The sequence below is a fragment of the Vibrio sp. Y51_MX_L26 genome, from assembly GCF_024181935.1.
Classification (GTDB): domain Bacteria; phylum Pseudomonadota; class Gammaproteobacteria; order Enterobacterales; family Vibrionaceae; genus Vibrio; species Vibrio diabolicus.
The window spans coordinates 864,941-877,290 of record NZ_JAMZAS010000001.1 but is presented as its reverse complement, the minus strand read 5'-3'; the positions used below and the strand labels follow the sequence as shown (position 1 = coordinate 877,290).

Genomic DNA, 12,350 nt, shown 5'->3' with positions numbered 1-12,350 from the left:
GTCGGAGGGGCGATTAATCTTAAGAAATTTCTCAAATGAAATACGAACAACAGATTGGATATCGATACCCTAAAGGTCGATTTGCCATGGTGAGTGTATACGCATTCACTGGTGCTGCGATTTTAGCATCGACTATTTTTTCTCTATTGCTGTTTTTGTCGATCGACGAAAACCCGATGATGCAAACCTTATTTGGTGGTTTAGCGATTATTTTTGAAGCGGGTAAGTTCTACGCTTGGTATGAATACGGTGAGCGCCGAGCCCATCGCAACTATACAGGGGCGGCAACCGCTCTCGTGTTTTATTTAGTCTTAGCTGCGATCTCCATTGGCGGTAGTATTGGTGGCATTAACAGTGCAACAAACAGCGCACAAAGCCATATTTCGGTAGAGCAGGCGAAAGTGGAAGCGTTTAATCGCCAGATTGCGGCAATCGATAAACAGATTGAGCTCAACAATATGGCAGCGCAGAAATACATCGAGATGGAGCGTATCGCGACTGGTGTAACTCGCATTCAGGAGCAAAACAAAACCTTACGCGAAGAGCAGCAACGCTTGGCTATGGAACGTGATAGTTTGCCACCGGTCACGCAAGGCTCAGTTATTGGTTTGATTGATAGCCTGGCCAACGCATTTGGTACCACCTCTCAGCAAGCTCAGCTTGGCTTGGTTGTATTTCTTTCGATTCTGTTGGATTTCTTTGCTGCATTTTTTGTCGGCCTGATTGGTGAAGAGCAACGGTTCAGACATTTCTATCGCCGAAATGAGGGCATGATACTGAAAACGGTTCGCGATATCGATCCAGAGCCAGCGGGGTATCTTCCTCATATCAAAGAGGAGGAAGAGCAAGAAATACCAGTAACGCCGGAGCCTGAAGAGCCAAAAGAACCGAAAACTTTGTTAGAGCAAGTGAGCGATGCACTTAAAACGCATCAAATTACGTGCACTAAAAAAGCCGTTGCAAAACAATTTAGGCTATCTGCGGAAGAGGTAGACAAGGTGTTTGAGGAATTGGCAGAGCTCGGTTTAGTGGGTAAAAAAGCCAACCACCATTATCATTGGATAGGTCAGACAGAGGCCGCATAATTGGTTATCAATTAGAGATCGGAAAGAGCGTCAATCGGCGCTCTTTTTTGTATTAGCTCGCCATTAACTAGTTTTTAACTTTTAAATAAATTATGAACAACTGGTCTTGCAAATTGAAAGTTCACTTGGATATCAGTTGAGGCTAGATTTGATATGTCCGAGTCAGCTAAATATTCACGCGCAAGGGATATATGTTTCAATACAGAAACTATTTTCTATCATGGTACAGCGAATAGTTCAGACGGCTCAATGGTGGGCATGAACTATGCGTATTCAGGTGATTAAAGGTTCTAAGTCAGCGAGTTAAAAATTAGCCGAAAGATACATTTTGCTTCATTCAGGAAGTCATAATAGCGGTCGCGTGATCGAGGATACACGTGAGGAAACATTTGCTCCAAACTTACCCGCCCGAATCGGTTATTAATACACCAAGAATGAAAGAGGCGCTAATTTGGTGCCTTTGTTGATAGCTACACAACATGATACGACTAATCTCTTTCTGCCTTAAAACGATACTGTTCCGACAAACAGACCAGAAGACCAACTAAAGCCGAAACGAAAATTACACACACTTGGTAGGTGACTTTCCCTGCCCCAAGATCGTTCAAAATCTCGGTAGTAGCAATCATAGGAAGCGTTACCGTGATCAGCAAGCTTAATAAGCGAGAAACCTTAGATTTCTTTCCGTGCCGCTTGGTATAGAAATAATGCGCATAATCCGAGTACATGATAAACAACGAGATAAAAAGACCCAGTATCCAAAACATAGCTTACAAATCCTCTATTCTAAGCATGTTACGTCGTAATAACTCTTGCTTTGCAGCTAGCGCATCAGCCTCGTTAAAGCCTTTGAGTACACTCGCGAGAATAACCGCTACAAAAAATGCTCTCGCGCCAGCTCGTTGCGCAGTTGATGAGAGGCTGAGTTTCTTGAAAGTCTCTTCAGCGATGTGCACAGAAGCCATTTCTTTAATCAATGCAGCCCCTTGACCTTTTGATAGCCCGTATATAACAGCTGCTGCAAAGCCGACCTCAAGTTTAATATCGATGGTGATAAACCATGTAGAAAGGAAGTCTGCGACTGCCTGATGAGTATCGAAATACTGGCGCAACTCACCATCTGATAGACTCCAAGGGTTCCACATGGGCTTAGCAATACTTTGCGCTATCAGCATTTGAACCTTACCGAAAAATTTCGGATTCCCTAAACTGTGCTTGTTCAAGGACTTTTCTTTGGTCGAGTCGATTGAGCTGTCGATACAAAATGACACCTGTTATTACAGGCAAAACCTTTTCTCTGTTGTTTCTGATAAAACTCAAATCTGCATCTAAGCCTGTCAGTATCGCCAACTGAACTACAGGTTCGGTTTTTAGCGTCTGCTCACTATAACCTCTAACCATCGTTAGACCTCCTTTTTTCATATATTGTATGTGTACAATATAGACAAGTGATTTGTATGCAAGTTGTGGCACTTTTCATTAGGCTCAAAGTCTCATAGTTAAGAGAAACTATTACTAATTAATTGACTTGTGTAGTAAAAATAGTACGAGGTCAAAGTCCTGTATTGGAATATGAGAAAACAAGGTTGAACTTGGGCATCAAACAACAGGTAAGTAATCAGTTTATTTCGGCAACATGCTTTCTACGCTCAAACTCTATGGTGTAGACGTTAATTTTTATTGAGCTTTTTTGTCACGTCTTTTCACCGTTTTCCTCTCTTTTTTCTTGTGTCGTTGTATCAACAGCTTTGCCCGCCACCCTTTCATCTGGCAGTTTGTCTTTTCTTGGATCAATCGCGGTATCTTTCAATGTTTCTTTAGGTGTACAACAACTGCCAATACCAACCACGGTTTTTTTCGCAACGGTTTTGGTTGTTTTTTCTGCATCGCAGTCAGGGGGAGTCACGTTAGCTAAGCTGGTGGATGAAGCTAAAAGTAAGATAAGCAGAGTGAGATAACGTTTTTCATAGTAGTCACCAATATTGTGGAACATAGGTAAAGTGTAATTTGGAGAAAAGAGTTACGCGGAAATTTGCTAGTTTGAGTCTAGGGAGGCATAGTAAGGTGAAAACAAAAAAGTGCCACCGAAGTGACACTTTTTCTTTAGCGTAGAAGGTATCAGTTGTCGTAAACGTCCAACTCCACTTCACGGGCAATATTTTGGTCGTTGATGATTACACCATCGACTTCGACACGAGCACCATTTAGGTTAAGTTCTTCGATGCCTTGGAAGCGTGTTTGTACATCAATCACAACGGTAGTGTTGTTTAGCAATTGATCTGCGTCGTTTTCGCAACGCTCGATGTTAAATGTTCTTGCTTCAGCATCGTAGTTTGATACGTATCCTTCACATTCAAATTCTTTACCGTGCCATTGGTTGTTATCGTCAAAGTCTGGTTGCTCAAACTCAATAACGGTAGCGATGCGTTTGCCATTTTTCATGACAGACGTTACTTCCACTTCTTGACCTTGTTTTAGGTTCGCTTTGCTGCCATCTTCAAATCGTGTTGCGTTATCGATGAAGAATGCACCTCGGTAGTTTAATGAAAACTCACTGTAATCATTTGCAACCCAAGTCACGATGCCTTCCACATCGCTGTCATTGCTTATGACGTCGTAGCCTTCAACTTCTACCTCATTTGCCATGAAGACGCCGTTTTGCATTTCACCTTCTACTTCCACCCATTGGCCGATGCTAAGTTGGCTAATGTTGTCGTAAGATACGGTTATATTTGTACCAAGCTTAAACGTGCCAGCATTTTCATCGATACTAGTAATGCGACCTTCCAGTTCGTAGTAGCTTTCAAGAGTTGGGTAATCGTTATCTACGTCGATTTCGACCACAGACAACACTCGATAACCCGCATCAGCAGTCGGCAAGGATGACACCATCACCCAGTCGTTGATCTCTATATCATCACTTAAACCGTCAAACTGCAGATCTACGCCGTTTACCGTAAATGCTTTCTTCACATAATCAATTGCTGTAACACGTCCGGTAATGGTTGGCTCAAGTGTTACTAAGAAGCCATCGTCAGACGCTTTACGAACATCTGTTCCTACTTGAACCATCATTTTGGGTTCTACATCGGCCAATTGCATTGATGTATCGCTATAAACCACCCCAGACACATGGTATGTATATCCATTGACGGTTAACGTGTTTTCTTCAGCGTTGACCGCTTCAACAGAGCCAATCGCTACACTTGGTTTCACTACTGGTTGAGTTGGTGTGCTATCGCTATTGCTGCCACCACCTGAACCACCACAACCAGACAATGCCAAACCTACTACAGAAATAAGAGCGAGTTTTTTCATTGTATTAACCTCAATTTACGAGCTAGTTTAGGAAATTGCCTGTATCTTATTGGGCATATCGTGAAGAGATCGTGAAGAAATGTGATTTTTATGAAAATTTTAATTGTAGATGACAACCACAATGTCTCGGAGACGATTGCGGACTATCTTGAGCTTGAAGGCATGATTATCGATTGTGCGTATCATGGTGAGGCCGCACTGAAGCTAATCGAGGATAATCATTACGATGTAATCATCATGGATATCATGATGCCTAAGCTCGATGGCATTAGTACGGTACAGAAACTTCGACAAGATCAGCTCTGTGGAACGCCAATCCTCTTCCTAACCGCAAAAGATACGTTAGATGACAAAATCGCGGCATTTAAAGCGGGAGGCGATGACTATTTAATGAAGCCATTTGCGATGGAAGAGCTTAGTTTGCGTGTTCATGCTTTGGCTAATCGCGGTCCAAGGCAAGATATTGGCACGCTCAAGTTTGCGGACATTTGTTTAGATGCGCGCACAGGCAAAGTGACGAGAAAAGACAAAGAAATTAAGCTGAGCCGAATTCAAACCAAGATTTTAAAGTTACTTCTCCAACGTGCTCCAGCATCGGTTTCGCGCACAGAAGTGATCGATAGTGTGTGGGGAGACGAACCACCCGGAAGTGATGCACTTCGTAGCCATATTTATGGTTTAAGAACCGCGTTAGACAAAGGTTTTGAAGAATCACGATTAGAGACTATTCATGGACAAGGTTACCGACTTAAAGCATAACGAATATCCAAGTATTTATCGCAAGATCCGTTGGGGTTTTGGGGTGATGACGCTTGTGATGTTTACTCTTTTTTGGTCGCTGATTTATGTGGCAGAAAACAAACTTGAAGTGCTGAGTTTACATCACTGGCTTGATACTGAAGCTGCACTTTATAGTGAGAATTTCGAGAAACAGGGCTGGGATGCGCCATTGCCAAACGTATTGGAGTTCAACTCATATTGGAGTGAAGCACCGACACCGGATTGGTTGCTCTCTTTTACTTCGCCCGGTTTTTACGAATATCTGCTTGGTGAAGAAGACAAACACTTTGTCGTATTGAAACACCCCTCAGGGAAGGGGCTTATGTACATTGTGTTTCAAGATGACTCCGATGATTACCTCGACGAATACGAAAGTTCGCTGCATCAGTTTACGCTACTGCTCGGTGGCTTATTTTCATTTGTTATGGTCGGGTATGGCATTTATATGGTGCGAATATTGTCTCGACCACTAGCGCAAATAGAAGACAAAATCAGCCAAATGTCACCGGATCAACCCGCTTTCCAAGTTGAAACAAAGTTCAGCGAGACACGCCAGATAGAGCAAACTTTGCTGGATAATAAAAACGATATCGCGGGCTATTTCAAACGAGAACAAGAATTTAGTCGTTTTGCATCGCATGAGTTGAGAACGCCAATCATGGTGATCAAAGGCTCAACAGACATTCTAACGCGTATTCCAGAACAACCTCGAGTCGCGCAAAAAGCCATCGCGAGAATGCAGTCAGCTTGTGAAGACATGCGCGTACTGACAGAAGCGTTTCTCTTGCTCGGTAAAGAGAAAATAGAGCCTCAGCATTACGGAGAGCATCAGCTTCTCACTTGTCTACAAAAACAGTTGGAAGAGCTGGCCCCTTTATTTGCCAAGCAAGATTCGAATTACGCTTTGCACGAACAACATAGTGGTGTAGTGACGGCTCCAGAGAGTTTTGTGACCATTGTTATCAACAATCTGATTAAAAACGCCTTTAGCTATAGTGTAGGGGATATTGAAATTGAGTTGAAAGGTCATGCTCTCAAGATCCTGAATCGTCACGATGGTAACGAGACGTACAACGCCGGCTACGGTTGTGGGCTTGTTATCGTACAACGCATATGTGAACGGATGGGATGGGCGTTAATACTGGACGATGATGGTGTTCGATTTAGTGCGAAAGTGGAATTCTGTTCCTAGCTTTGTGCGTCTAACCCACAGTCAAACAAGAAAAAACTGGAATTTGAATTAGACTGAAGTTAGTGACGCGGAAATTTGAGGAACCGTTATGCTTTCTTATCAGGTCAGCAGAAGTATTGAAATTAATAAGAATCAAAGCGAGATTATTGGCTATCTCAAGGATTTTAATAACTGGCCTGATTGGTCACCTTGGATCATTCTTGAACCGAGCTGCGAGCTGACATTCAGCGATAATCAAGGTCACGTTGGAGCCGGTTACCAATGGAATGGTCAGCGTATTGGGACTGGTGCCATTGTATTGGAAAGCACTCAAGAACATCGGTTAGATATGGAGCTTCATTTCTTTCGCCCAATCAAGAGTCACGGAAAGGTGACTTTAATAGTGACGCCGTCACAAGATGGTTGTTTAGTCGAATGGCAAATGCAATCACGTGTTCCTTGGTATCTGTTCTTTTTGAAAAGTATGTTTAAGTCGATGATAGAGATGGATTATCAACGTGGGCTACGCATGCTCAAAAGCAAACTTGAAACCGGACAAGTGCTCTCAGACTTGGTTGAAATTGGTAATCGAACCCTGCCTCAGGTTCATTACATCGGAATAAAAGGCGAGGCCAGCATTCCAGAATTAGGTCCGGTAATAGAAGAACAAGTTCACAAGTTAAAGCAGATAGTTGATGACAAGGGCTTATCTGTGAACGGCGAGTTATTTTGTTATTACCAGTCGATGGATATGCAGACAGGCACGTTTGAGTTTATCACTTGCTTGCCACTTGATAACGCGGTAACTGCGCCAGAGGGGGCGGTTACTGGTACCATACCTGAGAGTGAAACATTTGTCGTCGAGCACCGTGGAGAATATCAGTTTTTGGGAAATGCGTGGGCTTTAGCGATGAACTTGGTTCGCCAGAGTGGTATGAAAGCCAAAACCAGTCCATTAGGGATTGAGCGCTACTTAGATAACCCGCAAGAAACCACGCAGGATAAACTAAGAACCGAAGTTATTTTATTTAAGAAATGACAGGCATTGCCGGACACGCTCCCCTAAATATCATGCTAGTTCCGTAGTAATCTACAAAAAAAGAGGGTTTCTATACCCACCTATAAAAATGCCTCAGCAATTGCCGAGGCATGGTTTTATCAGTCAACTTCTCTTGCTAGAGAATTATTGTGCACGGTACTTACCGCTGTTTAGTTCAATTTTAGACGCTTTTACCCGGCTGTCTGCGTTTAGATAGTCGCTAATGCTCAGTAGATCTTGATCTTGAGATGCTTTTAACACCGCAGATTCTCCCTCTGCGAAGACAACTTCCAGCTTTAGCTCTTTGGCGACCGCTTTCGCTTCGTTAGGGTTGTTTACCGTGATGTAAACCAGTCCAGTGGCCTTGGATACATTGCTAAATGCATTCTTAAACACTTCATCACCGGCTTGAAGCTTTACTTCTTCGGATAGGCTCCTAGCTGTACCCGTTTGCACCTTGCGATAATCTTGGCCATTAATCTCAACCACTTCTGAAGGCACGAACAGTTCAGGTGCGGGTTGTTGAGAGAGTTGTTGCTCAGCGTATGCGCTAGCCGTCATCATAGAAAGAGCCAGCATAGAAAATGATATGTATTTCATGTAATTGACTCCTTAGTGTCCAAAGATGCGCATCGACCAGTTCTTAATAACACCTGGCTGAGTGTTGTTTGCCATCGGAACATCATAGATGGTTGAAGAGTTAAAATATGCAATGTAAGAAAAGACTTCGTCGCCATTCGTATCGATTGCTCGTAATGTCCATTCGCCTTTTGCATCTTCGCCATAGAACTGGTTAGACAACATTAATTGGTCTTTGTAGCCAGTAATCGTTGGGTCAAGAGATTGACCAACAAGACCATTACGTGGTGTTTGCAAAACGGAACGAGTCCCTGATGGCGAAACGAGCTCGATAGCTAAGTCGGGCAGGCGAGAGTGGTCTAATGTCAATTTCACTTGAACGGATTCTACCTTCAGATCATCGGCAATAGCTATACTTGATGAACCGCCAGCCAGACTCGCATCGGGTACACTGACTTCTTTAGCATTATTAACCCAAGGCGTAATAACTTGAGGCGGTAAAACACGATTCGTCATGCGAGCACGTTGCATTGCTTCATCCAAATCGACAGCGCCGAAGCCATAAAAAGTATGGAAATCTACGCCTGCGGCGTTTTTCTGCCAAGGAGAAATGGCCTCGTAGCTAACCTGTTCACCTTTGTGGTTAGTAAATTCAAGTTGTACGCCTGGATGCGTTTTATCCGTTACTTTTGCTGTCTCTGCTAGCAAAGCACGTACATCACGAGCAGAAAGTGCATGATTCGTGGACATGATTGCCGCGATGGCACCGGACGTGTTTGGCGCAGCAGACGAGGTTCCGTTCATTGTACTGGTATAGTTACAGTTCGGGTCTAGCTCCGTTCCGCCGTGTAAGCCATTGATACCAAGTCCGTCGCTGGTATTTTGCCCTTCTTCACAACCCATCAAATCGGTGGTGACCATGGCAGGGAAGTCTTGCCCATATTCACCTGCTGGTGCGGCAACCCACACGTTAGACCCCACCGATGAGTAACTCGCTCGCGTGCCATCCGCACGTAGTGCACTGGTGATTAAATTAAAATAGTTGGCGTTGTCATAAGACTGAGCGGAGTTGTGCATCGGCAAGCCTTGGTTGTCTCCACCAGCAAAGAAGTTACTTGGTAATACGAAGAATCTTCCCGCATTGAAATAGCGATAACCATTGCCGGCTGACTTAACAAATACAGCACCGCGTCCCCATGAGTTACTCTCGCTGACATTTTTTATCACGTCCATTTCAAGTTTAAGTTGAGGATCGCTTTCATCAAAAGTTATTGGGTTGATCGGGCTGAAACCATAGCTTTGGTTAAATACACGAACATCGCGTGTGGCTGGGTCCATGCCGTGAGAGATTAGCCAGCCTTCTAATGTCTGGTTGGCTAACCAGTTAAAACCAATAAGAGAAGAGTGAGAAGCAACACCGCGTCCACCTTCACCATTGTTGCCGACTGCGCTGATCAAACCGGCGACAGCAGTGCCGTGACCATTGGTATCAACCGGATAACTTAATGGGAAAGAAGAGTCTTCGACGAAGTTTCTGCTACCTGTAACTATATTACCTGCAAGATCTGGGTGATCGATCTGCACTCCAGAATCAATGACCGCGACTTTTACACCAATACCCGCAATACCCATTGCTTGAGTGAGCTTGGTGTTTAGGTCGTTCCCAGCAACAGCTGGGTTAGCTGCAAAAGCAGTTTGCCCTGTGTTGTCTAAGTGCCATTGTTCAGAATAGAGTGGATCAAACGCCGTGACGGCAGGTGCAATGCCTACTGCCAACATAGCAGCAAATAGGCGGTTAATGCGTATTTCCATTTTTGACCTCATGTCTTTGTTTGGAATTTTTTAGCTCCTGTTTCATATTCCTCTAACAGGAATAAACAAAGCTAACGACAAAGAATAAGGACGAAAACCATTTACAACTTGTTTACGTCAAAAGTTCGACGAACAACATGAGTCAGTGTTAATTCACTGAAATTATAGGGTTTTTTAATGTCGAATAGCGCATGCATGAAAAGTAAAAAGCAGAAAATACGGTCGTACTGTCTGCTTTGAGAGGAAGGATTATTTAGTTGAAGCTGGTTGAATTGTCGCCATTGGTTTCTTCGGTTTGGCCTTTTCTTTGGGTAACACGTTATCAATCCACTTTTTGATGTATAGCTTATTGAACTCACTATCACACCACTTCTTGTTTAAACCACGTCGGTTAAACTCAGCGCCAATCGCAACTTTGGTTTGGTTGGTTGCACGGTTGTAGTAGAGGGTCTCGCACAACTGAGTGTTACTCATTTGCTGGGCATATACGTTAACACTGCTGCTGCGCATTCCCAGTTGAGAGGCTTGATGGTTACTACACGCAGTGAGAAGTGCAGGCGCAAAAATAGCGATGGTTAGGATTTTTTTCATTTTGCTCTTATGACGTCGGGTGAATAACGAAGCGATTTCTTCCTGCTTGCTTTGCGTCATACAAAGCTTGATCTGCGAAGAAAAACCATTGATCCCATTCTTGTTGAATAGTTTTTACGGACAGTCTGTCGACAGCCCCGAGAGAAATTGTCGCGTTTAATGACTTAGAGTCAACCACTAGTGGCGTGTTTTCCACGATATATCTCAATCGATCCAAGAATTTAGCGCAATCTTCAGTTCTGTTTACTTCAAATAATAAGACAAACTCCTCTCCACCCCAACGGATGAGTAGGTCACCAGAGCGAGTCGATTCATTAAATAACCTGGCAATATGCATTAACATCTTGTCGCCAATATCATGCCCATATTCATCGTTAAACGTTTTAAAATGATCGATATCTAATACGGCTAAGGCAAACGTTCTATCTGGGCTTCTACGAGCCATTTTATCCAGCCAAATGGGAAGGTAGCGACGGTTGTGCAGTTGAGTTAATGGATCGGTAGTATTTTCTTGAGTGAGTGCTTTATTAATACTCCTAACGCGCAGTACGTAACGAAAGCCAACGACACCAATCGCTGCGATAGCGATAAAGTAGAACATTTCTCTATAGCGTTGTGAACGCAGCTCTGAAGCTTGCAACGCATTTTTAGTTTCTAGTAGCTTGAGTTCTTTCTGAGCTAACTTAGCTTCGAGGTCAAACTTAATATTAATCATCTCTTCGCCGTGAATATGATGAGAAAATTCAGCTTCTAGCTCTCTTAACTGAGTCAAGTAACGAAAAGCCGCTTCAAAATTATTAAGGGTTTGATTCGCGTTTACTAGGACCGACAGCATATCAATGCGCTGTCGTATTTCTAGCTCATCGGTTGATTTAGTTTGCTCAAGTACGTTGATAGCTGTCGAAATAGCTTTATCGTATTGTTCATCTGCGAGGTATGCTTCTGCATATGCTTCATAACAAGGCATTTTCTTCGCCTCTACGTTTCCCGTGATAGGGAGAGCTACGCAACGCTGTGCAACCATCAACGCTTCATCAATTTTCCCTATCGAACTTAACATTTGTGAGAAGCTGGATAATGAATAGTGTTTGATGACGTCTGACCCCGTTTGCATTGAGAGTCGGATTGCTTCATTAAAATAGTATTCTGCCTTTTCGCTATCTCCACTGCTTAAGTGAACAATACTTAAGTTTGCGTAGATAACCCCAATGAAAAGGCTGTTGTCATATTGATATTCGCTGTTTAAATAGGTATCGAGTGCTTGCGTAAGGTAGCTACTGGCGCGAGCCCAATCGGATGCATCGATATAGACGGTACCGATGTTATTCAGCGTCATGGCAACTTGCATTTCAAATACGGTTCTCTCTAACAACTCATAGGCGGTTCGGTAATACTTGAGTCCGCTACGTAGTTGACTCCGTGAAACCTCTAAGTTCCCTAGCCAGCGATATGCTCTTCCTTCTAGCGCTAAATAGCCGAGATCGCGGGCTTCAGCGATGATGTCATGGAGTACAAGTTCTGCATTCCAATTGTCGTCTAGTTCAATCATGGTTACCGCTTTATTAAGCTGTGCTTCAGCGACTACCCACGGTAAATTATGCTCTGTCCCAAACTCAATTAAATCAGGCATATCTTTGGGCAGCGGAACGCCTTCGTAGCGCTTTAGGTATAGGCGCGCAAAGTAATAAAGCGCAAGAGATTCCGCTGACGCATTCTGTGGCGCAACTAATTCATCTTCTTCAATTGAGCGCGGCTTACCCATTGAACGAAAATAGAGATTGAGCATGGAGCTGCTTTGAGGAGAAATGTGTTCTTCCAGGTAGCTCTGTTTTTCTGTGTTGGCAAGTACATGGGTTGGATGGAAGAAGAATCCAAGTACTGAGAACAGCGCGCAAGTTAGCGTTTTAATCGGAAAGTGCATGAGCTTATTAATAAAATGTGATCTCGTTTAACCCTAATACTAGGTAAGTCTATC

12 protein-coding genes are annotated in these 12,350 nt (G+C 43.5%); 4 read left to right on the top strand and 8 right to left on the bottom strand.

Going from position 1 to position 12,350, the window contains the following annotated elements; genetic code table 11:
• The first annotated feature begins 35 nt into the window (after positions 1–35).
• Positions 36–1,085 carry a hypothetical protein gene (locus tag NL645_RS03725; RefSeq protein WP_047009268.1) on the top strand — a complete coding sequence of 350 codons (1,050 nt, stop codon included), beginning with the start codon at positions 36–38 and terminating at the stop codon, positions 1,083–1,085.
• 488 nt (positions 1,086–1,573) lie between these two features.
• Here NL645_RS03725 and NL645_RS03720 read toward each other — a convergent pair whose 3' ends face one another.
• The 4 genes from NL645_RS03720 to NL645_RS03705 all read right to left on the bottom strand — a co-directional run bounded on the left by NL645_RS03720 (position 1,574) and on the right by NL645_RS03705 (position 4,403).
• Positions 1,574–1,852: a hypothetical protein gene (locus tag NL645_RS03720; RefSeq protein WP_046875328.1), complete on the bottom strand. Its 279-nt coding sequence runs from the start codon at positions 1,850–1,852 to the stop codon at positions 1,574–1,576.
• A gap of 3 nt (positions 1,853–1,855) precedes the next feature.
• The gene (locus tag NL645_RS03715; protein WP_253651222.1) at positions 1,856–2,308 is read right to left on the bottom strand and encodes a hypothetical protein; all 453 of its coding nucleotides are present in this window, start codon (positions 2,306–2,308) and stop codon (positions 1,856–1,858) included.
• Between the two features lie 470 nt (positions 2,309–2,778).
• The gene (locus NL645_RS03710; RefSeq protein WP_145472013.1) at positions 2,779–3,078 is read right to left on the bottom strand and encodes a hypothetical protein; all 300 of its coding nucleotides are present in this window, start codon (positions 3,076–3,078) and stop codon (positions 2,779–2,781) included.
• Between the two features lie 125 nt (positions 3,079–3,203).
• Positions 3,204–4,403 (bottom strand): DUF5666 domain-containing protein, encoded by a 1,200-nt coding sequence (locus tag NL645_RS03705; RefSeq protein WP_253651221.1) that lies wholly within the window; start codon positions 4,401–4,403, stop codon positions 3,204–3,206.
• A gap of 90 nt (positions 4,404–4,493) precedes the next feature.
• On the opposite strand from NL645_RS03705, the gene NL645_RS03700 reads away from it, so the two are divergent.
• The 3 genes from NL645_RS03700 (at position 4,494) to NL645_RS03690 (ending at position 7,393) form a co-directional block, all read left to right on the top strand.
• On the top strand, positions 4,494–5,162 hold the full coding sequence (locus NL645_RS03700; protein WP_005395631.1) for a response regulator transcription factor: 669 nt from the start codon (positions 4,494–4,496) through the stop codon (positions 5,160–5,162).
• Complete coding sequence (locus tag NL645_RS03695; RefSeq protein ID WP_114322964.1) at positions 5,134–6,375, top strand: HAMP domain-containing sensor histidine kinase; 1,242 nt, start codon at positions 5,134–5,136, stop codon at positions 6,373–6,375. The genes NL645_RS03700 and NL645_RS03695 overlap by 29 nt, the downstream gene beginning before the upstream one ends.
• Positions 6,376–6,463: 88 nt before the next feature.
• A complete protein-coding gene (locus NL645_RS03690) occupies positions 6,464–7,393 on the top strand; it encodes an SRPBCC family protein (RefSeq protein ID WP_176319552.1) in 930 nt (309 codons plus the stop codon).
• A 144-nt stretch (positions 7,394–7,537) separates the two neighbouring features.
• On the opposite strand, the gene NL645_RS03685 is transcribed toward NL645_RS03690, so the two are convergent.
• The 4 genes from NL645_RS03685 to NL645_RS03670 form a co-directional block, all read right to left on the bottom strand.
• Positions 7,538–7,993 carry a hypothetical protein gene (locus tag NL645_RS03685; RefSeq protein ID WP_253651220.1) on the bottom strand — a complete coding sequence of 152 codons (456 nt, stop codon included), beginning with the start codon at positions 7,991–7,993 and terminating at the stop codon, positions 7,538–7,540.
• A gap of 12 nt (positions 7,994–8,005) precedes the next feature.
• Positions 8,006–9,784, bottom strand: coding sequence for a S8 family peptidase (locus NL645_RS03680; RefSeq protein ID WP_253651219.1), 1,779 nt, complete (start codon positions 9,782–9,784; stop codon positions 8,006–8,008).
• A 249-nt stretch (positions 9,785–10,033) separates the two neighbouring features.
• On the bottom strand, positions 10,034–10,375 hold the full coding sequence (locus NL645_RS03675) for a hypothetical protein (protein ID WP_012842508.1): 342 nt from the start codon (positions 10,373–10,375) through the stop codon (positions 10,034–10,036).
• 7 nt (positions 10,376–10,382) lie between these two features.
• Positions 10,383–12,296, bottom strand: coding sequence for a tetratricopeptide repeat-containing diguanylate cyclase (locus NL645_RS03670; protein ID WP_253651218.1), 1,914 nt, complete (start codon positions 12,294–12,296; stop codon positions 10,383–10,385).
• Between the last annotated feature and the right edge of the window lie 54 nt (positions 12,297–12,350).